Source organism: Embleya sp. NPDC050493 (genome assembly GCF_044458105.1).
GTDB lineage: Bacteria > Actinomycetota > Actinomycetes > Streptomycetales > Streptomycetaceae > Embleya.
This window is the reverse complement of sequence record NZ_JBITHP010000021.1, coordinates 81,805-107,404: the sequence shown is the minus strand read 5'-3', so window position 1 is coordinate 107,404 and position 25,600 is coordinate 81,805. Positions and strand designations below refer to the sequence as shown.

The following is a 25,600-nucleotide window of genomic DNA, read 5'->3' as shown; positions in this document are numbered from 1 at the left end:
GGGCAACACAGAAATCCCCCGGCGACCCCGAGTGGACCTCCGTCCCTCGGGGTCGCTGCACGTCCGGGCCCGGTGTTGGAACCCGGCCCAGCGCGTCCACGGCGCCGCCGGCGACGCACGGGTGTCGCTCGGGACGGCGCCGGCCATCGGCCGACGTCGGGGGCGGCTACCTTGGCGGCGTTCGCTGAAGGCATCGATGAGGAGGCTCCGCCGATGAGCGTCGCGTTGTTCACACTCGGAGGCACGATCGCGATGGCCGGTGCGGTCGGCACGGATGCCGGTACGGTCGTCGCCCGCCTGAACGGCGCGCAGTTGACCGCCGCCGTGCCGGGCCTCGCGGATCTGGGTGTCGCACTCGACGTGCAGGACGTACAGGCGGTGCCCAGCGGGAGTCTGACGTTCATTCAGGTCCTGGACGTGGTCGCCGCCGCGTCTCGCGCGGTCGCCGCGGGGGCGACCGGAGTCGTGGTGACCCAGGGCACCGACACGCTGGAGGAGACCGCCTACCTCGTCGACCTGGTCTGGCCGCACCCGGAGCCGTTCGTGCTCACCGGCGCGATGCGCAACCCGACACTGGCCGGACCCGACGGCCCCGCGAACCTGCTCGCCGCGGCCCGGGTCGCGGCGGCGGAACCCGCGCGCGGGTTGGGCGCGTTGGTGGTGTTCGGGGACGAGATCCACGCCGCGCGCCGGGTGCGCAAGACGCACAGTACGAGTACCGCCACGTTCCGCTCGCCCGACACCGGACCACTGGGGGTCGTGGTCGAGGGCCGGGTACGGATCCTGGCCACACCGCCGGTACACGCGCCGCTGCCGATCCCGGAGCCGGCCGCGCTCACCTCGGCCCGGGTCGCGCTGTACTCGGTCACCCTCGACGACGACGGCGCGCTGCTCGCCGGTTTCCCGACCGACCAACGGGGCCTGGTGGTCGCCGGATTCGGGGTCGGCCACGTGCCGGCCGGGCTGGCGCCGGTGCTCGGCGAACTGGCCGCGCGCATCCCCGTCGTACTGACCTCGCGTACCGGCGCCGGTTCCGTGCTGCGGCACACCTACGGCGCGCCGGGCTCGGAAACCGACCTGCAACGCCGCGGTCTGCTCAATGCCGGCCTGCTCGACCCGTACAAGGCGCGGGTGTTGCTGCGCCTGCTCATCGCCTCGGGCAGCGACCGCGACGCGATCGCCTCGGCCTTCACCGAGCACGGGTGAGTCGGAGGCCCGACGAGCCGGGCCCGCGCGGGCCGCACGGGGTGGAGCGGGGTCCGTTCATCCGCCCGGACAGGACAGGAAGTGGCGGACGTCCGCCGCGAGCGCCGCCAACTGCTCGCCCGCCTCCACCACCAGGGTCACCGAGGCCGCCCAGCCGCAGCCGCCCATCCGCCGCGGTCGCAGCTCCCAGGTCAGTTCGACCCGCCCGCCGGACCGGAAGGCCGCCGTGACGGTGAGGTCGTGATCGTCGGTGTGCCAGCGGCGTTCGCCGTCCCAGCCGCCGAAGTCACGGGCGAGATCGGTCAGGAAGCCGTCTATCTCCCTGGCCTCGCCGGTCCAGGCGACCACCCGATCGAGATGCGCGGCCATCCCGGGCGCCTGGATCTCGACGGTGTAGTGCACGAGCCGCGATGCCGTGTAGCGCGCGGCGACCTCGTCGTCCGGGCTGACCGCGTCGCGCAGGCGAATTCGAATGGCCGGACGGTCGTTGCACCGGATGATCACGTCGTTCGGGTCGGGCGATCCGGTCGGCTCGTTCGATTCGTTCGCCGCGTCGAAGTGGGGATGCATCCGCCGAACCGTAGGGCAGAGCGCCCGTCGACGTCATTCCGGTTCCCGGCACCCGCCCCCACCCGGCTGCTTCGCTCAGCCGCGGGCGCGCTCGACGCGTCCCTCGTCCCATACCGGGCCGTCCGTCTCGCGGACCCGCCCGTCCTGGCCGAAGACCATGAAGCGGTCGAAGGAGGACGCGAACCACCGGTCGTGGGTGACCGCCAGCACGGTGCCGTCGAACGCCTCCAACGCGTCCTGGAGCGCCTCGGCCGAGACCAGGTCCAGGTTGTCCGTCGGCTCGTCGAGCAACAGCAGGTTGGCGCCGGAGAGTTCCAGCAACAGCACCTGGAATCGGGCCTGCTGGCCGCCGGAGAGGGTGTCGAAGGGCTGCTCGGCGCCGTAGGCGAGTTCGTACCGATCGAGCACCTTCGCGGCGCCCTCGCGGCCCAGCCCGCTGCGGTGTTCGTCGCCCCGGCCGAGGATGTCGACCAGTGTCCTGCCCACGAACTCGGGGTGGTCGTGCGTCTGCGCGAACCAACCGGGCCGCACCCGTGCCCCGAGCCGGGCCCGGCCGGTGTGCGCCACCGGCGCGATCACCGTGTCGCCGACCGGTTCGTGCTCGACCTCGGGATCGGTACCGCCGGCCGCGAGCAGGCGCAGGAAGTGCGACTTGCCAGAGCCGTTCGAGCCGAGCACCGCGACCCGGTCGCCGTACCAGATCTCGGCGTCGAACGGCTGCATCAGGCCGGTCAGTTCCAGCGCCTCGGCGATCACCGCGCGTTTGCCGGTGCGGGAGCCGCGCAGCCGCATCTTGACGTCCTGCTCGCGCGGGATGTTCTGCGGCGGCCCGGCCTCCTCGAACTTGCGCAGCCGGGTCCGCGCGGCCTGCAGCCGCGAGGCCAGACCGTCGTTGTACGCCGCCTTGTTCTTGTACATCAGGACCAACGCCTTGAGCTTGGCGTGCTCCTCGTCCCAGCGCCGGCCCAATTCCTCGAAGCGCTCGAACCGGGCCCGCCGGGCCTCGTGGTAGGTGCCGAACGAGCCGCCGTGGATCCAGACCGTGTTGCCCGCCGCGCCGAGTTCGATCGTGACGATCCGGTCGGCGGCCTGGGCGAGCAGTTCGCGGTCGTGCGAGACCAGCAGCACCGACTTCTGGCTCTCGCGCAGCGACTGTTCGAGCCAGCGCTTGCCCGGGACGTCGAGATAGTTGTCCGGCTCGTCGAGGATCAGCACCTCGTCCGGGCCGCGCAGCAGCGCCTCCAGGGCGAGCCGCTTCTGCTCGCCGCCGGACAACGTGCGCACCTCGCGCCATTTGGCGCCGTCGTAGGTGGTGCCCAGCGCCGCCTGACAACACTGGTCCCAGGCGGGCTCGATGTCGTACCCGCCCGCGTCGCCGAACTCGGCGAGCGCCGTGGCATACCGCATCTGGTGCTTCTCGTCGTCGTTCTCCATCAGCGCCAGCTCGGCCTCGTCCACGGCGCGCATCGCGTCCCGGATCCGCGGCGGGGCGAGCGAGACGAGCAGGTCGCGCACGGTGGACGCGTCCCGGATCCGGCCGACGAACTGCGGCATGATGCCGAGGCCTCCCGTTCGGGCGACCGCGCCGCTGTCGGGTTTCAGCTCACCCGTGATGATCCGGAGCAGCGTGGTCTTGCCGGCGCCGTTCGCACCGATCAGCGCCACGGTGGTGCCGTCACCGACGCGGAAGGACACTTCGTCCAGCAGGACACGCCCGTCGGGCAAGGTGAATCCGACGGTATTGACATCGATGTAGCCCATGGCGTGGCGCGTCCTTCGTCCTGCGGTCGGGGGGATCCGAGGGTGGTCTCCCCGGGCGTCCCGAGGGTGACAACCCTTCCTACCCGCTCCACGCCGACCGGGCCAACGCATTTCGGGCTCCCCGCACGGTAGCGCGCCGCGAGGAGGGCACGGGACACGCCGGCAGGAGGGCCGAGGCCACCGGGAGGAGGGCCGAGGCCACCGGCCGGAGTGTCGATGCCACGGGAAGGAGTGGCGATCGCACCGGCCGCGAGGGCACGCGCGGGCCGACACCTTTCGCATAGTGCAACTATTGATTCGCGCATCGCAACCTGGAACGGTGACGGCTCATCAGTTTCGGGGATATCCAAGGAGTCGCGGTGGCACACACGGAACCGCAGCAGATCGCCCGGCAGGTCGCCCTGGGCGAGCGCAGTCCGCTCGGGTTCGGGGTCTTCCTGGCCCCGTTCCATCAGGCGGGACGCAACCCGACCCTGATGCTGGAACAGGACCTGGCCCTGGTCGAGCACCTGGACCGGCTCGGCTACGCCGAGGCCTGGATCGGCGAACACCACTCCGGTGGCTGGGAGATCGTCGCCTCGCCCGAGTTGTTCATCGCGAGCGCCGCGGCCCGTACCCGGCACATCCGCTTCGGCACGGGTGTCGTCTCGCTGCCCTATCACCACCCGCTGCACGTCGCGGATCGGCTGGTCCTGCTCGACCACCTCACCCGCGGCCGGGTCATGCTCGGCGTCGGCCCGGGTCAACTCGCGTCCGACGCACACATGTTGGGCATCGACACCGCTCGTCAGCGGGCGATGATGGAGGAGTCGCTGGAGGCGATCGTCGCACTGCTCGCCGGCCGCGAACCGGTGACCCGGGAGAGCGACTGGTTCACGCTGCGCGACGCTCGCCTGCAGTTGCGGCCGTACACCCACCCCTCGCTGGAACTCGCCGTCGCCGCGACCTTCTCCCCGGCGGGTCCGCGCACGGCCGGGCGGTTCGGCGCGGGCATGCTCTCGATCGCCGCGAGCCAGGAGGGCGGCTTCGACGCGCTCGGCACGCACTGGGGCATCGCGAACGAGGTCGCGGGTCGTCACGGACAGACCATGGACCGGTCCAAGTGGCGGCTGATGGGCATGATGCACATCGCCGAGACCGAGGAGCAGGCGCGCCGCGAGGTGGCGTACGGCCTCGAAGGCATCCAGAACTACCAGGCCAAGGTACTGCCGATCCCGCTGGACACCGGCACACCACTGGCCGAGCGGATCGACCACGGCAATCGGACCGGCTCGTTCATCTGCGGCACGCCCGAGATGGCGATCCGTCAGATCGAGCGGCTGTGGCAGAAGTCCGGCGGTTTCGGCACCTACCTGTTCATGGGCGCCGACTTCGCGGACCCGGAGGCGACGAAGCGCTCCTACGAACTGATCGCGCGCGAGGTGATCCCGTACTTCACCGGTGCCGCGCACGGCCCGCTGGCCTCCCAGGACTGGCAGGTGGGCCTGTCCGGGACCTGGCGCGACCAGACCGCGCAGGCCGTCGGCGGGGCCGTGAAGGACTACGAGAACACGAAGGGGACCACGGCGTGAGCACGCGGATCGACGGCGGTGTCGGCGCGGGACGCGTCGCGGGCAAGGTGGCGCTGGTGACCGGGGCGGCGGCGGGCATCGGGCGGGCCGTCGCGCACCGCCTCGCCACCGAGGGCGCGTACGTGGTCGCGGGCGATATCGATGCGGCCGGATTGGCGACGCTCGCCGAGGAGTTGGGCGCCGAGCGATGCGTCACCCGGTTGTCCGACGTGACCGTCGAGGACGACGTGGCGGCGCTGGTACAGGCAGCCGTGGACCGGTTCGGCGGCCTGGACATCGCGGTGGCCAACGCGGGCGGCGGCACGGCGGCCGAACTGGCCGACCACGACTACGCCGCCTGGCGCCGCGTCGTCGACCTGTGCCTGAACGGCGCGTTCCTGACCGTCAAGCACGCCGGCCGGGTCATGCGCGCCCAGGACGGCCGCGCCGGTTCGATCGTCAACCTCGCCTCGCTCAACGCGGTCCAGGCCGGTCGCGGAATGGGCGCGTACTGCGCGGCCAAGGCCGGCGTGGTCGCCCTGACCGAGGTGGCCGCGCTCGAACTCGGGCCGTCCCGCATCCGGGTGAACGCGGTGGCCCCGGGCCTGATCCGCACGCAGGCCACGGCGGGCATGTGGCATGTCCCGGGCGTGGTCGAGGAGTACGTCGAGAACGCCCCGCTGGGCCGGTTCGCGGAACCCGAGGAGGTGGCGGCCGTGGTCCTGTTCCTGGCCTCCGACGAGGCCTCGTTCGTCTCCGGCAGTGTGTACGGCGTCGACGGCGGCGCCCGCACCCGACGGTACCCGGACCTGATCGGCGCACTGGAGCGGTTGTCGAAGGAGTGACCGCGGCACCGTGGCGGCCGGTCGTCGGCACGAACGCGCAGCCGACGACCGGACGGTTGTCGGGGCGTGACGGGGGTCGGACCGGCCCGTGCGGAGCGGGGCGCCCGATCGGTGATCAAGCGGCTGATCAGCGGCGAAATGGGGCGCGAGGGTTCCTCTTCCGGTTACTGACACATCGTCAAGTTTCTGTTCGGTAATGGCGCTATCGCCTCCGAATGGACGTGTCCGCGATCGGTTGGCAGCCTGGTCCGGCCGGGTTCGACCTCTTCGATCGGAGACGGTTTTCCGGCCTCGCGGAGGGGAAACCAGAGGGCACCGAACGGGACGGGAGGGGACCTGACACCCCCAGTGCGCGACGGCGCAGCCGTATCCCGTGGGTATCAAGGCGCCGGCGGTCGGGCCCACTCCCCCGTGCCCGACCGCCGGCCGCCGCGAGCACCGTGACCGCGACAGCCGATCCTCGGTCGCCGGCGGGACCCGTGCCCGCTCAGCGCACGTCGATCCCGCGCAGATGCCGCATGTCGTTGTAGCGGATCGCGCGCAGCCGCCCGTCGCGAACGCGCCAGCGGGAGATCGAGGCGTTGCCCACCGGGTCGGTCCGGATCAGGCGGTCGACGTCCGTCTCGGTGAGGCCCTCCAGGATGTAACGCAGCATCAGTACGGTCGCGTCGTGCCCGACGATCAGCACGTGCGCGCCGGGCGCCTCGTGCCGCAGGTCGGTGAGCAGCGTGCGCAGCCGTAGCGCGACATCGGCGAGCGACTCGCCGCCGGGTGGGCGGTAGTACAGGTCGCCGACCCGCCGTCGACGCTCGGCCTCCTCCGGGTGGAGCCGCTCGATCGCGGCGGCCGTCCGCAGTTCCAGGACCCCCATCTCGCGATCCCGCAGCCGCTCGTCACGACGCGGCGCGGGCAACAGCAGGCCCAGTCGGGCGGCCTCGCGAGCGATGATGCGCATCGTCGAACGCGCCCGGCGGTACGGCGAGACCAGGACCACGTCCGGCGTCTCGCCCCTGAGCGCGAGCCGTCGCCCGACCGCACCGGCCTGATCCTCGCCCCGCGCGGTGAGCGCGATGTCGGCGTCCCGACCGACCATCGCGGGATCGAACCCGTTCATCCCGTCGCCCGCTTCGGGCAGCCCATCCGCCGGTGAGGAGCGCAGGGCAGCTTCGGTGGCGGCGGCGAAGGCCGCGTTGGCCATGCTCTCGCCGTGGCGTACGGCGACGACCTCGGCGGGCCCGAAGGGCGCGTTGTCCGATGTGCCGACCACGGTGCCCCCAAGCTTTGATCCCTGTCATGGTTCTCACCACCGGAGACGTACCGAAACTCCCGGCGGCGGACCCGACCATCGGGCACCATCCCGAATCCGACCGCCGGCCACCGGACCGGACCGGGTCGGGTCGGGTCGCCCCGCCGTCGCCAGCCGTCGACGCCCGCCGCGCGTCGCCGTCCCCGCCTCCGCCTCCGCCTCCGCCTCCGCAGCGCACCCCAGGCACGGCCGCCCTGAGCGGTGCACCGCCGGCCGTCGGAAGATCGCATCGACCAACTCGTCGTTCGTTCATACGAGACACGGCAGGACTTGTGTGATCTTCCATCCGCGTGTCCGGATAATCTGACCGCATGATCGAACCTCGCGTCGCCCTCGTCACCTGCGCCGAGCTGCCGGACCTCGACCCGGACGAGCGCCTGCTCTTCGAACCGCTGGCAGCTCGCGGCATCCGCGCCGAGGCCGCCGTGTGGAACGACCCGGCGGTGGACTGGGCCGGTTACGACCTGGTGATCCTGCGCTCGGTATGGGACTACACGGCGCGCCGCAAGGAGTTCATCGAGTGGGCCGCGCGCGTGCCGCGCCTGGCCAACCCGGCGTCGATCGTCGCCTGGAACACGGACAAGACCTACCTGCGCGACCTCACCAGGGCCGGCCTGCCCGTCGTGGAGACGATGTGGCTGGAGCCCGACTCGACCGTCACGCTGCCCACGTCCGGCCCGCATGTGGTCAAGCCCGCGATCAGCGCCGGCTCCCTCGACACCGAGCGCTACGACCTGGCCTCGCCCGAACAGCGCGCGCTCGCCGCCGGGCACGCCACGAACCTGCTCGCGAACGGCCGGACCGTGATGGTCCAGCCGTACCTGGAGGCCGTCGACACCGTCGGCGAGACCGCACTCGTCTACTTCGACGGCGTCTTCAGCCACGCCGTCCGCAAGGGCCCCATGCTCGACGGCACCGCCGAAACGGTCGGCGACCTGTATCGCAGCGAACGGATCGAGGCACGCGAACCCTCCGCCGCGGAACTCGCCGTCGCCGCCCGGGTGCTGACCGAGATCCCGGTCGGCCCCCTGCTGTACGCCCGCGTCGACCTCATCCCGGCCGCCGACGGCACACCCACCCTGCTGGAACTCGAGCTGACCGAACCGTCCCTGTTCCTCGCCTACGCCGACGGCTCCGCCGACCGCTTCGCGGACGCGATCGTGAGCGCACTCCAGCCGTAGCCCGCAACGCGTCCACCCCCTGGGGCACGACCGCCCCCGGCCGGGCACCGGGCAGGTCACCACCCGGCCGTGGGCAAGCGGGCGGCGAGCCGGAGTCCGCGTCCGGACCGGTGTGGACCCGGGGTCCGCAGGTGACCGTCCCACCGTTTCGGCCGACGACCGCCGGAAGTTGGCTGATTCCACGATGGGGATTCCGCGACGCCCTGCGCTCGAATGGGGGGATCCGCGCGGGGGGAATCAGCGCGCCTGACGACAGGGGGAGGACGAGGGCCATGGCGAACGGCAGTGGCGAGGTCACCGAGGAGCAGGTCCGAGAGAAGGCCGCCCGGTTCCGGGCCGCACTGGAGGGGCGGAGGATCGAGGGCTTCGACGCGGCGGCGGCGCTCGACGTGGAGGCGGCGGCGCGCCGGGCCCTGGAGGCACGGGCCAGGCCCCGCGTGGCGGCGCGCGACGTGCTCGGCGTGATTCGGCCGGCGTGGGAGGAGGAGGCGGCGAAACAGGGGCTGACGGGCGAGGCCCTGCGCGCGTTCGCCCTGCAGATCCTGGCGGACGACGGCCCCATGGCCGCCTGCGAGATGGACGGCCTCTGGTACTCCATCCACCTCAACAAGGCGGCCGTCGAGCTGATCGAGAACTCGTCGGAGCTGTTCAACAACGTGCTGGAAATGGCCACCGAGATCTTCGAGGATCTCGAGCTGATCCTGATTCCGCTGGAGGCCTTCGTCGACGCCGAGTCGAACGCGATCAAGGCGGTCGCCGACCAGAGCAACGGCCAGGTCCAACTCGAAGGCTACTGGCCCAGCCCCTTCGCCATCCCCATCCCCGACCCGGACTTCGTCTGGGGCATCGGCAACATCACCCACCACTGGAAACGCGACCTGGGCGAATAAACCGCGGCCGCCGGCCCCGGCAACCCCGGCCCCTGCCTTGTCCCCACGGCGGAGGGCCGGGACCGGGGCACTCCCCGAGGCCGCTTCGTTCGAGCGGCGTCGGGAGCGGTAACTCAGGCGGCAACCAGTGAGGCGTGGATCCGACCGACGGCACGTAGGACTTCGTCCCGGTTCTTCGCTCGCTTGATCCATGCCGGAAGGCGGGCGACCAAGGTCATCTTCGGTCCGGTGTCGTACCACGGCGTCGACTCCCGCAGCGACGCTTGGACGAAACGACGGATCAGATCGAGATGTTCGAGGTTGTACGCCCACAACCACCCATGCCGGGTCTCGACCTGGAGCCACAGCGGCATGCCGAAGTACGGATCCGCCGCGGGCCGAGCCATGCCGCGAGAGAGCGTGACACGCCGGCCGTCCCACACCCGTGACAGTCCGCAGCCGCGGCAGACCAGACGTCGCGGCCGGAACAGCATCCGCCCCCCGGGATCGGGGACTTCGGACCCTCGAACGACACGAGCAGCCTTCGCACAACCGGGGCACCGCACGACGATCGAGCCGATGAAGTCGTACTCGGTGCTCCCCGGATCCCGGAACCGATCGGAGGGCATGACCATGCGCCGAGTATGCAACCGCCTCGCAGATCAGCGCATCCCGATTCGCGCCGGCCCGGCGCGGGCGAGCGGGCGAGTCACGCTCATCGACGGCGCTGGCCGGCCGGGGGCCCCCGACCCGCACGCGGTCGGGCCGAGTCGGCTCGACCGGACGGCGGTATCCGATCCGTGTGTGGCCCACCCGGTCGGGGGACGATGGGTCCATGAAGCGCGACATTTCCCTCGAATGGGACAGTGATCCTGCGGTCGGGGAGCGGCATGCCACCGAGGTGTACGCGTCGGCGGGCCTTCCCGCACCGACGCCGCCGTCGCGGACCTCCTCGACCGCCGACGTGGACGCCGATGTCGATGCCGAGGTCGACGCCGAGGTCGACGCGAGCGCGTCCGGCGATCGGATCGGTACGGTCACCGCACGTCGCGCCGGCCGGTTGCTCGGCTGGGTGAGCATCGACGGCGACGGCGAGGCCGGTGTCACCGCCCAGGGCGAGCGGGCCGATCGACTCGCCCGCCGATTGGTTCGGGGGTCCTACGCCGGGGACGCGCCCGCGACCGCCGAGGAACGGGACGCGTTCGTACTGATGTACCGGCGCGCCGCCGAGCAGGCCCGCGCCGTCGGTGCGCGGGTGCTGCATTGGAGCGGCACCGATACCGGGCCGGAGGGCGCGGCCGCCCGTGCGCTCGCGGCCCGGGTCACCGGCGAGATCGGCCGGATCTGGACGGTGGACCCGAACGGCTGGTGGGCACCGGGCGGACTGCCCGCCGTCCGGGTACGCACGCTGCCGCCGCCCCGGGTCGGCCTGATCGGCGAGGGCGCCGAACTCACCGTCTCGGTCGAGGACGACCGGGCGTACCTCAACGCGGGCGAGGCGATCACCGCACCCGGCGTCGCACCCGACATCCTCGGCGCCCTGATCGCCGAACTGGTGGAGTCGATCCGCCGGGACCATCCGGACGTGCGCGAACTCGCGGTATTCGAGTTCGACGGCGACACCGAGGGCGCCGTACGCCAGGCCCTGCCCCTCGCCGGCCTACGCATCGAACACCGGGTCCTGGACTTCGAACTCGCCCTCGACTGACCGTGGACCCGACGGCCCGCGCCTCCGACGCGCGTACGACATGGCGACGACCGCTGCCCCGTCACGTCCTGACGTAGGTCGCGATGGACATCCCGCTCGCGAGCACCGTGCCGCCTGTGCGGGTGAACGCGGTGACGTCGAACCCGCCGGACAACATCGGGATCCCGGTGCCGATCAGGATCGGGTAGGTCTTGATCACGAGTTCGTCGATCTCACCCATCAGGCTCCCCGCCAGACGCGCGCCGCCGGCCAGCCAGATGCCCTTGCCGGTCGGCTCGGCCTTCAACTCGCGGACCTTGGCGACCGGGTCGCCGGCCACCAGGGTCACCCCGGGATCGGGGCTCTCGGTGATGCTGCCGGTGACGACGTACGTACGCAGGTGGCTGTACGGATCGGCGAACCCGGCCCGCAGCCCCGGTTCGTACGTGGCCCGGCCCATCACGACCGTGTCGAAGTGCCGGAACTCGGCATCGGGCGCAATCCCCACGTGCGGGGCGACATGCGCCGGGATCGTCTCCGGATACTCGGCAACGAGGTGCGCCAGGACGTCCTCGCCCACCGGAAAGAAGTCGAAATTGCCGTCCTTGTCGGCAATGAAGCCGTCGAGGGTCGCGCCGATGAGGTACGTGAGCTTTCGCATGCGGTCTCTTTTCCTGTCTGGCGATGTGTACTGACGCCGTCCATCAACGACTACATTTATAGTACTTCACATGTAGTGGTCGCAACCGATCCAGCCCCCGAGGCCGAGCGGAGGCGCCGAGAGGTCAGCGGAGCAGAGCAAGGGACGAGGCGGCCCAGAGCAAGGCACAGCGTGGCGCGGGGCGGCCGCGCCGGGCGTGGCGCGGGGCGGCCGCGCCGGGCGTGGCGCGGGGCGGCCGCGCCGGGCGTGGCGCGGGGCGGCCGCGCCGGGCGTGGCGCGGAGGCGATGCCGGGCGGAACACGCGGCGCGGCGCGGCGCGCGCCCGGAACGGGGCGAAGCCGCGCCGGAGGACAGAGCGCGGCGAATCGAGACATGGCATGCCGCAACGGCGCAGCGACGCGGGACGGGATGCAGCGCGGGGCCGAACAACGGCGCAGCGGGGCGGAGCACGGGCTGTGGAGCCAGGCGTGGCGGCGCAGTGGAGCCGAAGTGCTGTAGAGCCAGGCAAGGCGCGGCGGAGCGCGGCGCCGCCAGGCCGGGCGGCGCAGCCCGGTAAGGCATGGCCCGGCGCGGCGTACCCCGGCGTCGCGTTACCAGGGGCGTGTTTCGGGACCCGGCAAGGGGTGGAGGGTCGGCCAGGTCTTGAGCAGGTGGTGGCGCAATCGGCGTGCCAGGGTGGCCAGTTCGTGGAGTGGTTCGGATGTCGTGGCGGCGACGACGTCGAGTCGGTGGACCAGTCGCTCGCGGGCCGAGACCGGGCCCCACGTGAAGTCCGCGACCGGGACGCGGGCCAGTTGGTCGGCCTGGTCCCGGTGCGCCCGTTCGACCAGCGCGTCGCCGCGGATCAGCCAGCCCGCGCACGCGTCGGCGATCCCCGCCTCCGTGTCCGTGGCCTGTCCGGTCAACGTCCGCCATGTCGACGCGTATACCGCCTCGACCTCGGCCAACGGCGCTCCCGTCACCGACATCGCACACCAACAGGTCGGGAACGCGATCCGGAAGTACGCCAGTTCGACCAGACCGTCACCCAGCGCGGCCTGTTCGAAGTCGACGAAGCGCACCCCGTCGACGGTCCGCAGGTCGTTGCCCGGACACGGGTCGCCGTGCAGCAGGGCATGCCGACCGGCCGGATCCAGTCGGGTGAGCAGCGCGGCCAACTCGTCGGGTACGCCCGGCGGGATCGGTACGCCGAGGGTCGTGGCCAGCGCCAGGAACGAGTCCGCGTCGGCCTCGCTCGGCGGTCGCCACGCGGGCAGTTCCGCGGCATCCGCCGGGCCGGTCAGCGCGTGCAGCCGGGCCAGGGCCTCGGCGTGGCCGGGCATCCAGTCGTCCGTCCGGCCCAGGTCGTCGAGGTATTCCAGCACCATGACGCACCCGTCGGGGTCGGCGCCCAGCACCCGGGGGCCGACCGGGCCTCGGGCGGCCAGCCGCAGGCCCGCGACCTCGCGGGCGAACCGCTCGGGCGCGCCGTACCGGTTGTCGCCCGCGTCGCTGATCTGCTTGACGATCGCCCGCTCACCGCCGAACTCCACCCGCCACACCCGCGAACGCGGGCTGCTGTCCAGGAGTTTCGCCTTCTTCGGCGGGCCGAACACGGCCCGCAACGTGTCCCCGATCGGCACCTGAAGCGTCATGGAACAGTCACCATACCCAGGCATGGTCGAACCGCCACGACCGACGGCCCCGGACCGGGCAGCCCCCACGCGCACCCGACCACCCTCGCCGACACCGCCCCGCGCTCCCGACGCCCGTTGCAGACGACGCAGTCCGCGCGGCCCCGCGCAGCCCCACGAGAACCCACACCCCAGGCACCCGCACCCCGGTCACGGGTAGTCGAAGAACCTGATCCACCACGTCGGCCCGTCCTCGACCGTGTAGTGGTCCGCGAGCCGGCTCGTCCCGTCGTACGTCGTCCGCAACAGATCCTCCGGCACGACCCGATAGCCGAGGTCGTCGAGCGCGGCCTCGACCCGTTCCCGGTCCACCGGCGAGACGTACGCGGGCGCCGCGCCGACGGGGTGATCGTCCGGCGCGTCGACGCTCGTGGCGACCAGGTCGCCGAAGTTGCTGACCACCAGGGTGATCCGCCCGGTCCCCGCCAGCGCCGCCGCCGGAACCACGATCGCCCCGTGTCGACTGGCCGCCCGGGCCGTGCCCTCGACCGGACAGCGACACCCGAAGTCCGCCTCCAGTCGCTCGACCAGTCGGTCGAAACGCTCGTGCGTGGCGACCGGGTCGTAGTCCGGCGGAGCCGTCAGATGCTCCGGGTCGTCCAGGGCACGCAGCAGCGCCCAGGCCTGGTCTTCGTCGAGCAGCGTCATGAGTCAGCCGATCCGTGCGGTCCGAGGCGCCTGCGCATACCCGGGCCGAGGCCGAACACACCCGGCCGCGCCCGGCGGGCATGCGCCGGCCCGCAACCGGGCCCACCCGCCGGCGCCTGCGCACGCACCGGACGGCAAGTGGGCACAGCCGGCCGCGCCTCCCTTACGAACCCCACGTCAGCGATCCGAGCGATCCAGCGGATTCCCGGAGATCCGCTCGGCCCATCCGCTCCGCATCAGTTCGGCCGCCGCACTCGTCGGCTTCCGCTCGGCCTGATCGCGCGCGGCATGCAGGAAGGCCGGCGCGAACCCGGCCCGCGGCACCGCCGTCAACAGCGCCGCGGCGAAGTCCGGATCGAAGGAATCCAGTGCCCGCCCGGACACGTCCGCGCCCACCGCGATCTGGAGCAGATGGCTCTCCGGGTCCGCCTCCGCCGGCACCGCGTCGCGCATGTGCAGCACGATGATCTCGGCCAGTCGATCCCGGCGCGGCTCCGCCCAGCCCGCCCCCGCCGCGAAGACCCGGGCCAGCTGCGCACCCGCCTCCTCGAACGCGAGCGTGTGGCTGTCGAACGGGGCGGTCAGCGACAGGTCGTGCAACAGCGCCGCGACGTAGAGCAGTTCGGCGTCGAACCCGATCCCTCGGGCCGCCCCCACCGAGGCGGCCCAGAAGTACGACCGTACCGAGTGGTTGCGCAGCCCGATCTCCGCGTACTCCGCACAGACCCCGTACGCGGCCCGCGCCGTCGCCGTATCCGGCGCCTCGACTCCGCCCACCTCGGCGATGAACATATCCGCTCCCCCACGATCGTCGACCATCCCACCGGAACGCCCGCGTCCCGGAACGCCCGCATCATCGCAGCCGACCGCCCGTCCGCTCCAGTGGAATGATCTTGTCCTCGCGACGATCCGCACCGACTCGGCGACCTGATCACCATCGCCCGGTGACCTGATCACCATCGCCGGCGACCCGGTCACCAGCACCCGATGACCCGGTCACCATCGCCCCGGCTTGGGGTGACCCGGGCCCGTCCGTCACGCTGTGCTTCGTGTATCCCTTCCAGATCTGGTGGTGAACCCGGCATGACCGACTTGGATCCGGCCATATCCGAGTCGGCCGACCCCGAGCGGGTCGACCGATCGGCGCTTCAGCGGCGGACCGTGCGCATCCTGATCGCCGCGCAGGTGGTCGGCGGTGTGGGGATGGGGTCGGCGCTGACCGTCGGCGGGCTGCTCGCCGAGGACCTGTCCGGATCCAAGAGCTGGTCGGGCCTGGCGACCACCGCGATCACCCTGGGCGCGGCGGTGTTCGCGATCCCGATGTCGCGGGCGGCGACCCGACACGGGCGCCGGGTCGCGCTCACCGCCGGCTGGGGGCTCGCGACGCTCGCGGCCGGCGGGGTGATCCTGGCGGCCGTACTGGAATGGTTCCCGCTGCTGATCGCCGCGCTGCTCGTGTTCGGCGCGGGAACCGCCGCCAACCTCCAGTCCCGGTACGCCGCGACCGACCTCGCCGACGACGCGGGCCGGGCCAAGGCCCTGTCGATCGTGGTGTGGTCGACCACCGTGGGCGCGGTCCTGGGCCCCAACCTGAACGAGCCGGGCGCCGTGATCGGGCGCGCCCTCGGCCTGCCGGAGCTGGCCGGGCCGTTCCTGTTCTCGATCGTGTCCTTCGCCGGCGCGGGCGGCATCCTGTGGGTCGCGCTGCGCCCGGATCCGCTGCTGATCGCCCGCGCCGACCTCGGCGACCGGCAACAGCCGCGCGGTGACCTGCGCGGTGCGCTGACCGTCGTCCGCCGGGCGCCGCGGGCGATGCTCGGGCTGGCCACGGTGGCGTTCGGACACGTGGTGATGGTGTCGGTGATGGCGATGACACCGGTACACATGAAGGACCACGGCACCGCGTTGACCCTGGTGGGGCTGACCATCAGCCTGCATATCGCGGGCATGTACGCCCTGTCGCCGGTGGTCGGCTGGGCCGCCGACCGATTCGGCCGGATCCCGGTGATCCTGGGCGGCCAGTTCGTGCTGCTGCTCGCCGTGTTCGTCGCGGGCACCTCCGGCCACTCCACGTGGCGCACCATGGTCGGCCTGATCCTGCTCGGCTTCGGCTGGTCGTGTTGTCTGGTCGCCGGGTCGGCGCTGCTCGGCGAATCGGTGCCGGCGGGCGAGCGACCGGGGGTGCAGGGCGTGTCGGACCTGCTGATGAACCTGGCCGGTGCGGCGGGCGGCGCGGCCTCCGGGTCGGTCCTGGGCCTGGCCGGCTACGGCGGCCTCAACCTGGTGGCCGGCTTCCTGACCGCCCCGGTCCTGTGTGTCGCGGCCGGCTTCGCGTTGGGTCGGTCCCGGCGCCCGGCCGGCTGAGCCGTCCGAGCCCTCGCCGGCACTCCGCCCCGGATGGCCCGCCCCGGTCGTGTCCCACCGACGATCCCCATATGTTTGGACAAAATGTGCCAAATGGTCTCGGGCTTCCTGTCCGAGCCTTCCCGGAAGGGGCAACCATGGTGCAGCGGGTGGTCGTCGTCGGAGCAGGATTCGCCGGGTTCGAGACGGTGCGCAAACTGGAACGAACCCTCGGGCCGCGCGAGGCCGAGATCGTGCTCGTGAGTCCGATGGACTACATGGTCTACCGTCCCCTGCTGCCCCAGGTCGCGGCCGGTGTACTGTCCTCGCGCACCACGGCGGTGCCGCTGCATCGGATGTTCAAGCGCACCCACGTCCTGCCCGGCGGCGCGATCGGCGTCGACCTCGCGGCCAAGGTGTGCGTCGTCCGCAAGATCTCCGGCGACATCACCAACGAGCACTACGACAAGCTCGTCCTGGCCCCGGGCAGCGTGACCCGCACCTTCGACATCCCGGGGCTGACCACCTACGGGCACGGCATGAAGAACCTGGCCGAGGCGGTCTACCTGCGCGATCACGTGATCGCCCAGTTGGAGATCGCCAACTCCAGCACCGACCCGGCCGAGCGCGCGTCGCGCTGTCAGTTCATCGTGGTCGGCGGCGGCTACGCGGGCGTGGAGACCGCCGCGTGCCTGGAGATGCTCACCACCAATTCGCTCCGGCACTTCCCGCGCCTGGACCCGGCGCAGGTGCGCTGGATGATCGTGGACGTGGCCCCTCGGCTGATGCCCGAACTCGGCGAGAACCTGGGCAAGGCCACCCTGCAGATGCTGGCCAAGCGCGGGGTGGACGTGCGGCTCGGGATCAGCGTGCAGGAGATCACCGAGGACTCGGTGACGCTGACCACCGGCGAGAAGCTGCCCTGCCGGACGCTGGTGTGGACGGCGGGCGTCACCGCGAGCCCGCTGGTGGGCACGATGGGCACCGAACTGGTCCGCGGCCGGCTCGCCGTCGCCGCCGATCTCGCCGTGCCCGGCCACCCGGACGTGTTCGCCCTCGGCGACGCCGCGGCCGTGCCCGACCTGGCCAAGGGCGACGGCGCGATCTGCCCGCCCACCGCGCAATACGCGCACCGGCAGGCCAAGATCGCCGCGGCCAACGTGGTCGCGTCGCTGCGCGGTGGGCGACTGAGCCCGTTCCGGCACAAGGACCTGGGCCTGGTCGTCGACCTCGGCGGCACCCAGGCGGTGGCCCGGCCGCTGGGGTACGAGATGCGCGGCCTGCCCGCCCAGGCGATCACCCGCGGATACCACCTGATGACCGTGCCCTCGATCCGGGCGCGCACCCGGGTGTTGTCCAACTGGGTGCAGCACGCGTTCGCCGGCGACGACCTGGTCCGGCTCGGCTTCATGTCCGATCTGGACGGCCGGATGGGCAACCTGGAGAAGACCGACGCCTACCTGTCCACGAACGAGATCGTCGCCCGCACCGGATCCCGCGCCGCCCACCCGTGAGCACACCGCGGGGGCGCACGACCCGAGCCGGGGGGCGCGCCGCGGGCACCGAAGCGCCGTACCGGGTGCCGACACCCGTTCGGGCGGGTACACGGGGGCCATGAGCGACGAGCGCGCGGCGGCCCGCCTGCGGATGGCGCTGGTGGAGCGGCTGCGGCTGACCGGGAGCGTACGCACCGAGGCGGTGGCGAACGCGATGTCGCAGGTGCCGCGCGAACTGTTCACCCCCGGGGCCACCTCGCCGGCCCGCTCCTACGAGGACCGGGTCGTGGTGTTGTCCACCGACGAACGCGGGCTGCCGGACAGCACGGTCAGCCAGCCGGCGATGGTCGCGCTGATGCTCGAACAGCTCGCCGTGCGCCCCGGGATGCGGGTGCTGGAGATCGGTACCGGAAGCGGGTACAACGCGGCCCTGCTGGCCCGGCTGGCCGGCCCCGAGGGCGAGGTGGTCAGCATCGAGGTGTCCGCCGAGCTGGCGGGCTCCGCCGCACGGCGCCTGGCCGGGCTCGGCACGCACGTGGACGTACGGGCCGGGGACGGTTGGGCCGGGGTCGCGGACCGGGCGCCGTTCGACCGGATCGAGGCCACGGTGGGGGTGCCGGATCTGCCGCCGGCCTGGGTGGAGCAGCTCGCGCCGGACGGCGTCCTGGTCGCCCCGATGTGGCTGCGACCGGGCCTGGAGTTGGCCGTCGCGTGGGAGCGGACCGCCGAGGGGACGCTGACCAGCGCGTCGGTGGCCCGCTGCGGGTTCCTCCAGCTGCGTGGCCCGCACGCCGGGCCGGGCCGGACCCACGCGCTGACCGGCGACCTCGCGGTGATCGGCGAGAATCTGCCGCCGGCCGCCTTGGACGTGTTGCGCGACCTGCTCGACCACGGCGCGGTGGACGCGGGCCCGGCGCTGGGTCCGGTGGACGTGCGGCTGACCGGATTCGCGTTGGCCGAACCGCGCTCGGTGTTGTTCCTGGGGCATCCGGGCGATGCGATGACGTGGGGCCTGTTCGACCCGGAGCGGCCCGCGCTCGCGGTGCTCGTCCGGGACCGCATCCTGGTCTACGGCGACCGTGACGCGGCGGTCGAGCTGTACTACGGCGTGGCCGGCGCGCCGGTGGTGAACGCCGACCGGCTGCGCCTGGAGGCGGTCCCGGCGGGCACCGCCTTCCCGGACGCGGCAAAACCGGCCGCGCGCACGTGGACGGTGGAGCGGGAGCACTACCGGTACCGGCTGACCGAGACGTGAGCCGGAGGTGCCGCGCGCCTGGGCCCGCGCCCGCGCGGCGGGGGCGGGGGCGGGCGGCGGATCGCGGGTGCCCGGCTACTTGGGGGTGCGCAGCAGGCAGAACTCGTTGCCTTCGGGGTCGGTCAGCACGTGCCAGCTCTGCTCGCCCTGGCCGACGTCGGCGGGCTTGGCACCGAGGGCGAGCAGGCGGGCCAATTCGCTCTCCTGGTCCGAGCCGATCGCCGGGCTGACGTCGATGTGCAGCCGGTTCTTGACCGCCTTGCCCTCGGGGACCGGCACGAACAGGATCGTGGGCAGCGACCCGTCGGGCGCGTTCAGCTCGATGTCCTCACCCTGCACGGTGAGGTCCCAGTCGAGCACTCGACGCCAGAATTCGGCGAGGGTGGGCACGTCGTTCGCGTCGACGACGAGTTCGGAGAACACAGCGGGCATGACGGCACCTCGGTACGGAGTGGACGGCGGAAGCGGGGCCGGTACGGATCACTCACTGGGGCGGCAGTGCCCGGACCACCTGCCCGAATCGCGCGGACCCGGTCAGCCTGGCGTGCTCCGGCCCCTGCCAGTTGACTTCGAGTTCCTCCAGGATGCCCTCGTGCCACCAGAACATCCCGGTGGACAGGGCCTGCTGGTCCCGGGTCAGTTCCTGGGCGGTCTTCAGCACGAAGCCGGCCATGCCCACGGTGCGCTGCGAGGTCAGCGGCAGCGCGAGCAGGCAGTTGTCCACCGGCAGCGACACCAGCGCACCCGCCCGCAGCGGGTCCCCGATCGCCTCGCCGAGCCGGAACAGCTGGGCGGAGCCGGGCCAGCCCTGGCCGAGCAGCGAATGCAGCGTGCTGCCGGTGGAGATGTCCATCGGCGTGCCGCCGTAGCCCTCCATCCGCAGGTTCGTCGCGGCCTGGAGCCAGACGTCCTCCACCGCCATCCCCCAGTGCTGCACCATCGGCGTCTCGACCGTGACGGCGACGCCGTCCGGACCCTTGACGCACGCCACGGCGACGATCTCGCCGCGATCGCCCAGCGGCCACACCATGCCCTGCATGCCCAGGTGCGGGCCGGGTCGGCTGACGATCAGCCGCAGATCCTGGCGGATGCGATCCGGCGGCGCGCTCATCAGGACGCCGCGCACGTCCTGCCCCCAGGCGGCGTTCTGCTGGTTGCGGGACTGGCGACGAAACAACGCCACGGAAGGCTCCTCGTACGGGGTGGCGGGCGGGCCTGACAAGTCATAGTCAACACCCCCCGGCCGGCGCAACATCACCCCGGCGGGCCGAACCGGCGTGATCGCGGCCGGAGTCGGTCCGGCGCGCCGCGATTCACGCCTGGCGGGTCGGGAGGATCACGATCTGGCGCAGGTTGACGTGGCGCGGCCGGGTTGCCGCGTATGCCACCAGATCGGCCACGTCGCTCGCGGCCAGGCTGCCGATCGCATCGAACATGGCGCCCAGTTGGCCCGATTCACCCAGGTCGACGTTGTCGATGTGCGAGCCGAGTTCGGTTTCGGTCAGGCCCGGCTCGATGTTGGTCACCCGCACGTCGCGCGGGCCCAGTTCGCTGCGCAGGGACGCGGACAGGTGGGTGAGCGCGGCCTTGGTCGCGCCGTACACCGCGTAGTTCGGGAAGGTCACGTGCGCGCCGATCGAGGAGATGTCCACCAGGTCGGCGGCCCGCCCGTCCGCGGCGGCGGCCACCAGGTCGGCGGTGAACGCGCGGATGATCCGCAGCGCGCCGGTGACGTTGGTGTCGATCATCCGGGTCCACTCGTCGATCCGGCCGTCGTCGAGCGGGTTGGGCAGCATCACCCCGGCCGAGTTGACGACCAGGTCGACCCGGCCGAGCTCGGCCCGGATCCGGGCCGCGCCGGCGTCCACCGAATCCTGATCGGTGACGTCGACCGCGACGGCCAGGGCGGTGCCGCCGGCCGCGGTGATCTCGGCGGCCAGGTCCTTGAGCCGGTCCTCGCGGCGGGCGAGCAGCGCGACGTGCGCGCCGTGGGCGGCGAGCAGCCGGGCGGTCTCGGCGCCCATGCCGCTGGCGGCTCCGGTGACGACGGCGATCCGACCGGCAAGCGCGGTGTAGCTCATGGGAAGACTCCAATTGCAAGCGGTGGGCGAGGCGTGTTCCCCGCCGACCCGGCCAACCTTGCCCGCGCCCGCGACGCACACCCAGAGCCCGCGTTTTCCTGGGTCTGCCCGTACCACCCTCGGGACCGGTCGGCGGGGGAAAGCGCGGGTGGGGCGCGGTGCCGGGCACGGTATTAGAGTCCGGGCATGAGCAATGCGTCGTTCGAACAACTGGGTGACTTCCTCCGCGCGTGTCGGGCCCGGGTCGGGCCCGAGGAGGTCGGGTTGCCGGTGTTCGGGCGCAAGCGTCGGGTGGCCGGGTTGCGGCGCGAGGAGGTCGCGCAGCTCGCCGGTGTGAGCGTGGACTACTACGTGCGGCTGGAGCAGGGCCGGGGGCAGCACGTCTCGGACGCCGTGCTGGATGCGATCGGGCGCGTGCTGCGGCTGGATCCGACCGAGTACGAGCACATGTGGGATCTGGCCCGGCCGACCCGGGCGAGCGCGCGGCGGGTCGCCCCGTCGACGGCCCGGCCGGGGGTACAGGTGCTCCTGGACCGGATCGACGCGCCCGCGTTCGTCCTCGGCCCGTGCATGGACGTGCGGGCCTGGAACGCGGCCGCCGACGCGGTGATGGGGCTGAGCGCGATGGCGCCGCACGAGCGCAACATGGCGCGGCACACGTTCCTGTCGCCGGACGCGGGTCGGTTCTATCCGGACTGGGAACAGGTCGCGGCCGACACGGTCGCGTTCCTGCGCCTGGAGGCCGCGCGGCACACCGCGGATGCGCGGATGGCCGCCCTCGTCGAGGAGTTGTCGGCCGGCAACCCGCGCTTTCGACCGCTGTGGGACGCCCACCAGGTGGCCGAGAAGACCCACGGCACCAAGCGCCTGCGCACCGCCGACGGCGGCGTGCTGGACACCGCCTACGAGAGCCTGTCCTTTCCCGGCGACCCCGACCTGCTCCTGATCGTCTACACCACCGCACCCCGCACCACGCGCACCGCCGCCGAGTTGTCCGCGACGGCCGGCCGGCCCTGAATCCGGCGACGCCGCAGCGGTCCTAGCCGCTCAGCTCGCGCTCCAGGGGCACCCGGAAGCGGGGGGTCACACACATGCCGGCCAACCACGAGGTGTGTCGGGCGGCTTCGGCCTCGATGGCCTTGTTCGCCTCGGGCGGGAGGTCGACCAGTGCCTGCCAGACCACCTCTCCGTCCGCCCGGGTGGCCCACCCGCCGACAACGCGGCCGTTCCACCACACGGTCGGGCCGATGTTGCCCATCCGGTCGAACAGGCGCTCGCGCAGGTCGGGCGTGATGTACCAGTCCCGCTCCTTCCAACCCATCGGCGTGGCGTCCAGCGCCGGCAGCAGCGCCGCCCACGGCTCCGGCGTCGGGCCCGGCTCCTCGTCGCCGGGCAGCACGTAGCCGACGCTCCCGTTGTCCAAGGCGACTTCCACCGCACGCACCGCCGCGAGTGCGTGGCGGGTGTCGGCCACCGTCCAGCCGGTCCACCATTTGAGGTCGTCCGACGTGCCGGGCCCGAACGCGGCCAGCCACCCGCGCACCAGTTCGGCCTTGGCCTCGGTCCTGCCGATCTCCGGCAGCGGCGGGGCGATGGTGTACCGGAACCGGCTGGACAACCACGAACCCTGCGGCTTGGCCCGGACGATCCGGCCCTCGCACGAGAGGGTGAACAGCAGCCGCGTGGACACCCCCTGGTTCGCCTCGTACGGCTTGCCGATCGCGACCCGGATCTGGGTGCGCAACTGCGGTACCACCTCGCCCAGTTGCATCGCCGTCGCCTCGCCCAACTCGGTCAGCGCGGCCACGGTGGCGGTCTCGACCTCGTCCAGCCACGCCTCGTCGTAACCGCCCGAAGCCAGGAACTGGAGCATCACCCGGCGCTGCGTGATCGCGACCGCGTCGGTGCTGGAGCGCTGGACCACGTGCACGATCTCGCGCGGCACCACGTAGACGGTGCGCCGCATGCCGGGCATCCGGACCAGCGACTTGTCGTCGTAGAGCGCACGTTCGACCTCGGCCGACGACGGTTCGGCCAGGCGCGCGCAGGTGGACATGTACACCGTGGCGGGGTCGGTGGCGTGCAGCAGGAGCACGGCACGGGCCGCGTCCTCGGCGTTCGCGGCCCGTGCGCCCGGCGCCAGGCGATGCCGAATGCCCAAACGCGCTCGTCGTTCATCGTCGCTGATCCGTGGCAACGCAGAGGTCATGAGCCGACCATAGGGGTCGGATACGACATGTGGCCGGGAATCATACGGCGCGGCGATTCCGGATCGCTTTACCGTGACGGGGTCGGTACACGGAAGAATCGAGTACCGATTGGCACGTACCGAGTTCCCTCGTACCACCGCACGTCCGTGTGAAGGAGTCACCATGCCGTCTGCGGGATCGTCCCGGTTCGATTGGCGTCGAATGACGCTCGCCCGTAGGGCGGCGAGCGCGGGTGGTCCGCGCCCGCCGAGGACCGGGAACGGTCTGGTGATCGGCGCGGTGATCGTCGGCGCGATCGTGATCCTGGCGTGGTGGTTGTTGTCCTCCGGGGGCAGTGACAACGGCAAGAAGTCGGCCGCGGCTACCGCGCTGCCCAATGCCTCCGGGGCGGCGAATCCGTCCGCGCGGCCGAGTGGGTCGTCGGTGCCCTCGCCCACCTCGACGGTCAAGCTGGCGGTCATCGCACGCCAGGCGATCGGCCTGGAGATACGCGAGAAGCCGGGCGGGGGCAAGACCGTCGCCGAGGTGAGCGCGGGCACCCGACTGACCGCGACCTGCCGGGCCAAGGGTGCGAACGTGTACGGCTGGCGCGGCGGCAAGAGCGACCAGTGGGTACTCGTGACCACCGGCCAGGGCGTCGGCTACGCGCCCGAGGCCTGGTTGGAGACCACCGGCTCGGCGAAGGATCTGCTGCCCGTCTGCTGACCCGCGGGCGCCGGCCCGGCCCGCCGGGCGGACCGGGTGGACCGGTCCGCCCGCCGGCCCCGCGCCCGCTCGCGGCCGATCAGCCACGGGCTCAGCGGGGTCCGCGCGACCAGCCAGGCGAATCCGGCGGATGCGAGCGCGACCACGGCCGCCAGTACGGCGGTGTCGACGGCGGGCGACCACGGCAACGCGGCGACGAACCCGTTCAGTTCCAGCAGCCGCAGGATCATCGGGTGGACGAGGTAGACGCCGAAGGCCAGTTGCGCTCCGCGTGCGGCGGCGCGCCGACCCGGGATCGGCGTCCGGGCGCGTTCCCAGCGGGTGGCCACGGCGTACAGCGCGAGCACCGCGACCGGCCCCCACAGCAGACTCACCGGCTGGGTGGCGATCGAGGCGGTCGCGGTGTCCCGGCCCGCGGTCACGGTGTGCCGGTACCACGCGTAGGTCAGCGCGAGCATCGCGAGCGTGCCCACGCAGATGGTCCGGGTGTGGCCCAGGACCCAGGCGTGGAAGGTGTCCAGGTGTACCGCGACGAGCGCGCCGGCCAGCACGAAGAAGCCGTAGGTGGGCAGCAGCATGCCGCCGTGGATGCGATACCACTCCAGCGGTCCGCTCAGCGGTGTCTCGTGGAACAGCACCATCAGCGCCGCGAGTTGCCCGATGCCGGCGACCGCGAGCAGCAGCAGGTGCCGACCGGCGCAGGCCCGGACCAGCTTGAGCAGGAGCGGGAGCAGGACGGCGATCTGGAGCGAAACGAGCAGGAAGTACAGGTGGTACCAGGAGCCGCCCCAGACGATGCCGCCGCGCAGATCGCTCAGCGCGCCGGGCAGGTCGTGCCGGATCCGCGTGTGGTCGCCCAGCACCCAGTAGGCGGTGGACCACAGCAGATACGGCACGCCCAGGAGCTTGAAGCGCTTGCCGAGGAAGGCGCCGACCCGCAGCGGGCGACCGTAGGCGCTGTGGAAGAGCACGAACGTGCTGACGAAGAAGAACACCGCGCGCGTGGCGTGCAGGACGAGTTGGGTGAACGCGGGGCCCTCGCCCGGGAACGGGTAGGTGACGCCGATGACGTGCACCACGATCACGCACAGGAAGGCGATGTCACGGATCAGGTCGATCCGGTGCAGGTGCGGCCGGCGGCCGGCGGCGTGCGGGCCGGTCGTGGTCGGGCGGGTCGTGGTCGGGCCGGTCGGTCGCGGGCCGGTCGTGGGTTTCGGCGCCCGGGTCGGGCGGCGTCCGCGGGTCCGCCTGTCGTCGAAGGAGATGGCCATCAACAAGCGCCTGCCCCGAACTCGGCGATCACCTCGCCGCGGGCCCGCCGATTTCGCCGGGGCGCGACCGGCGGTCGCGCCCTCCGTGCGGGGTGCGAGCCGGATCGAACCGCATGACGCGGGGTGCCACAACGCGGAAAGTCCATGTAGGCAGCATGGACGTGCTACATGAGTGAATGATTAAAGCCGCCCCGAAGCACCCTTGACGTTGTGTCAGGTTCGGGCAAAGTCCGCCGACGCGCGGACGGCGCGCGTCGGCGGGGGATCGCCGGGAAAGGCAAG

At 72.2% G+C, this 25,600-nt stretch carries 24 protein-coding genes; 11 read left to right on the top strand and 13 right to left on the bottom strand.

Annotated elements, in window-relative coordinates; genetic code table 11:
- Positions 1 to 213: 213 nt before the first annotated feature.
- The gene (locus ACIBM5_RS32520; RefSeq protein WP_396010190.1) at positions 214 to 1,206 is read left to right on the top strand and encodes an asparaginase; all 993 of its coding nucleotides are present in this window, start codon (positions 214 to 216) and stop codon (positions 1,204 to 1,206) included.
- Positions 1,207 to 1,263: 57 nt separating this feature from the next.
- Here the strand turns inward: ACIBM5_RS32520 and ACIBM5_RS32515 are convergent, their stop codons facing one another.
- Both ACIBM5_RS32515 and ACIBM5_RS32510 read right to left on the bottom strand, forming a co-directional pair.
- The gene (locus tag ACIBM5_RS32515) at positions 1,264 to 1,776 is read right to left on the bottom strand and encodes a DUF6228 family protein (protein WP_391585964.1); all 513 of its coding nucleotides are present in this window, start codon (positions 1,774 to 1,776) and stop codon (positions 1,264 to 1,266) included.
- A 75-nt stretch (positions 1,777 to 1,851) separates the two neighbouring features.
- Complete coding sequence (locus ACIBM5_RS32510) at positions 1,852 to 3,537, bottom strand: ABC-F family ATP-binding cassette domain-containing protein (RefSeq protein WP_396010189.1); 1,686 nt, start codon at positions 3,535 to 3,537, stop codon at positions 1,852 to 1,854.
- 359 nt (positions 3,538 to 3,896) lie between these two features.
- Here ACIBM5_RS32510 and ACIBM5_RS32505 point away from each other — a divergent pair, with 359 nt between their 5' ends.
- Together ACIBM5_RS32505 and ACIBM5_RS32500 are read left to right on the top strand one after the other, a co-directional pair.
- The gene (locus tag ACIBM5_RS32505; protein WP_391585966.1) at positions 3,897 to 5,108 is read left to right on the top strand and encodes an LLM class flavin-dependent oxidoreductase; all 1,212 of its coding nucleotides are present in this window, start codon (positions 3,897 to 3,899) and stop codon (positions 5,106 to 5,108) included.
- Entirely contained in the window at positions 5,105 to 5,932 is an 828-nt protein-coding gene (locus ACIBM5_RS32500; protein ID WP_396010187.1) for an SDR family NAD(P)-dependent oxidoreductase, read from the top strand. The genes ACIBM5_RS32505 and ACIBM5_RS32500 overlap by 4 nt, the downstream gene beginning before the upstream one ends.
- Before the next feature lie 487 nt (positions 5,933 to 6,419).
- Here ACIBM5_RS32500 and ACIBM5_RS32495 read toward each other — a convergent pair whose 3' ends face one another.
- Complete coding sequence (locus ACIBM5_RS32495) at positions 6,420 to 7,199, bottom strand: histidine phosphatase family protein (protein ID WP_396010186.1); 780 nt, start codon at positions 7,197 to 7,199, stop codon at positions 6,420 to 6,422.
- 350 nt (positions 7,200 to 7,549) lie between these two features.
- Here ACIBM5_RS32495 and ACIBM5_RS32490 point away from each other — a divergent pair, with 350 nt between their 5' ends.
- On the top strand, positions 7,550 to 8,419 hold the full coding sequence (locus tag ACIBM5_RS32490; RefSeq protein WP_396010185.1) for a RimK family alpha-L-glutamate ligase: 870 nt from the start codon (positions 7,550 to 7,552) through the stop codon (positions 8,417 to 8,419).
- Positions 8,420 to 8,691: 272 nt separating this feature from the next.
- Positions 8,692 to 9,309 carry a hypothetical protein gene (locus tag ACIBM5_RS32485; protein WP_396010184.1) on the top strand — a complete coding sequence of 206 codons (618 nt, stop codon included), beginning with the start codon at positions 8,692 to 8,694 and terminating at the stop codon, positions 9,307 to 9,309.
- A 113-nt stretch (positions 9,310 to 9,422) separates the two neighbouring features.
- Here the strand turns inward: ACIBM5_RS32485 and ACIBM5_RS32480 are convergent, their stop codons facing one another.
- Entirely contained in the window at positions 9,423 to 9,923 is a 501-nt protein-coding gene (locus ACIBM5_RS32480; protein WP_396010183.1) for a hypothetical protein, read from the bottom strand.
- Positions 9,924 to 10,123: 200 nt separating this feature from the next.
- Here ACIBM5_RS32480 and ACIBM5_RS32475 point away from each other — a divergent pair, with 200 nt between their 5' ends.
- A complete protein-coding gene (locus ACIBM5_RS32475) occupies positions 10,124 to 10,996 on the top strand; it encodes a hypothetical protein (RefSeq protein WP_396010182.1) in 873 nt (290 codons plus the stop codon).
- 61 nt (positions 10,997 to 11,057) lie between these two features.
- On the opposite strand, the gene ACIBM5_RS32470 is transcribed toward ACIBM5_RS32475, so the two are convergent.
- The 4 genes from ACIBM5_RS32470 to ACIBM5_RS32455 form a co-directional block, all read right to left on the bottom strand.
- Positions 11,058 to 11,636 carry a dihydrofolate reductase family protein gene (locus tag ACIBM5_RS32470; RefSeq protein WP_396010181.1) on the bottom strand — a complete coding sequence of 193 codons (579 nt, stop codon included), beginning with the start codon at positions 11,634 to 11,636 and terminating at the stop codon, positions 11,058 to 11,060.
- A gap of 590 nt (positions 11,637 to 12,226) precedes the next feature.
- Positions 12,227 to 13,270, bottom strand: a complete 1,044-nt coding sequence (locus tag ACIBM5_RS32465; protein WP_396010180.1) for a phosphotransferase family protein — start codon at positions 13,268 to 13,270, stop codon at positions 12,227 to 12,229.
- Positions 13,271 to 13,459: 189 nt separating this feature from the next.
- Positions 13,460 to 13,957 (bottom strand): hypothetical protein, encoded by a 498-nt coding sequence (locus ACIBM5_RS32460; RefSeq protein WP_396010179.1) that lies wholly within the window; start codon positions 13,955 to 13,957, stop codon positions 13,460 to 13,462.
- 177 nt (positions 13,958 to 14,134) lie between these two features.
- The gene (locus ACIBM5_RS32455) at positions 14,135 to 14,749 is read right to left on the bottom strand and encodes an HD domain-containing protein (protein WP_396010178.1); all 615 of its coding nucleotides are present in this window, start codon (positions 14,747 to 14,749) and stop codon (positions 14,135 to 14,137) included.
- 291 nt (positions 14,750 to 15,040) lie between these two features.
- On the opposite strand from ACIBM5_RS32455, the gene ACIBM5_RS32450 reads away from it, so the two are divergent.
- The 3 genes from ACIBM5_RS32450 to ACIBM5_RS32440 all read left to right on the top strand — a co-directional run bounded on the left by ACIBM5_RS32450 (position 15,041) and on the right by ACIBM5_RS32440 (position 19,051).
- A complete protein-coding gene (locus ACIBM5_RS32450; RefSeq protein ID WP_396010177.1) occupies positions 15,041 to 16,321 on the top strand; it encodes an MFS transporter in 1,281 nt (426 codons plus the stop codon).
- 137 nt (positions 16,322 to 16,458) lie between these two features.
- The gene (locus ACIBM5_RS32445) at positions 16,459 to 17,814 is read left to right on the top strand and encodes an NAD(P)/FAD-dependent oxidoreductase (protein WP_396010176.1); all 1,356 of its coding nucleotides are present in this window, start codon (positions 16,459 to 16,461) and stop codon (positions 17,812 to 17,814) included.
- Between the two features lie 100 nt (positions 17,815 to 17,914).
- A complete protein-coding gene (locus tag ACIBM5_RS32440; RefSeq protein ID WP_396010174.1) occupies positions 17,915 to 19,051 on the top strand; it encodes a protein-L-isoaspartate O-methyltransferase in 1,137 nt (378 codons plus the stop codon).
- A gap of 75 nt (positions 19,052 to 19,126) precedes the next feature.
- Here the strand turns inward: ACIBM5_RS32440 and ACIBM5_RS32435 are convergent, their stop codons facing one another.
- The 3 genes from ACIBM5_RS32435 to ACIBM5_RS32425 form a co-directional block, all read right to left on the bottom strand.
- Positions 19,127 to 19,483 carry a VOC family protein gene (locus tag ACIBM5_RS32435; RefSeq protein WP_391585979.1) on the bottom strand — a complete coding sequence of 119 codons (357 nt, stop codon included), beginning with the start codon at positions 19,481 to 19,483 and terminating at the stop codon, positions 19,127 to 19,129.
- A 52-nt stretch (positions 19,484 to 19,535) separates the two neighbouring features.
- Positions 19,536 to 20,234, bottom strand: a complete 699-nt coding sequence (locus tag ACIBM5_RS32430) for a hypothetical protein (RefSeq protein WP_396010172.1) — start codon at positions 20,232 to 20,234, stop codon at positions 19,536 to 19,538.
- A gap of 130 nt (positions 20,235 to 20,364) precedes the next feature.
- The gene (locus tag ACIBM5_RS32425; protein WP_396010171.1) at positions 20,365 to 21,132 is read right to left on the bottom strand and encodes an SDR family oxidoreductase; all 768 of its coding nucleotides are present in this window, start codon (positions 21,130 to 21,132) and stop codon (positions 20,365 to 20,367) included.
- Between the two features lie 186 nt (positions 21,133 to 21,318).
- On the opposite strand from ACIBM5_RS32425, the gene ACIBM5_RS32420 reads away from it, so the two are divergent.
- Positions 21,319 to 22,149 carry a helix-turn-helix transcriptional regulator gene (locus tag ACIBM5_RS32420; RefSeq protein ID WP_396010170.1) on the top strand — a complete coding sequence of 277 codons (831 nt, stop codon included), beginning with the start codon at positions 21,319 to 21,321 and terminating at the stop codon, positions 22,147 to 22,149.
- A gap of 22 nt (positions 22,150 to 22,171) precedes the next feature.
- Here ACIBM5_RS32420 and ACIBM5_RS32415 read toward each other — a convergent pair whose 3' ends face one another.
- Positions 22,172 to 23,341 (bottom strand): winged helix DNA-binding domain-containing protein, encoded by a 1,170-nt coding sequence (locus tag ACIBM5_RS32415; protein ID WP_396010169.1) that lies wholly within the window; start codon positions 23,339 to 23,341, stop codon positions 22,172 to 22,174.
- Between the two features lie 163 nt (positions 23,342 to 23,504).
- On the opposite strand from ACIBM5_RS32415, the gene ACIBM5_RS32410 reads away from it, so the two are divergent.
- Entirely contained in the window at positions 23,505 to 24,047 is a 543-nt protein-coding gene (locus ACIBM5_RS32410; protein WP_391585984.1) for a hypothetical protein, read from the top strand.
- On the opposite strand, the gene ACIBM5_RS32405 is transcribed toward ACIBM5_RS32410, so the two are convergent.
- Entirely contained in the window at positions 23,984 to 25,318 is a 1,335-nt protein-coding gene (locus tag ACIBM5_RS32405; RefSeq protein WP_396010168.1) for an acyltransferase, read from the bottom strand. The genes ACIBM5_RS32410 and ACIBM5_RS32405 overlap by 64 nt on opposite strands.
- Positions 25,319 to 25,600 lie beyond the last annotated feature (282 nt).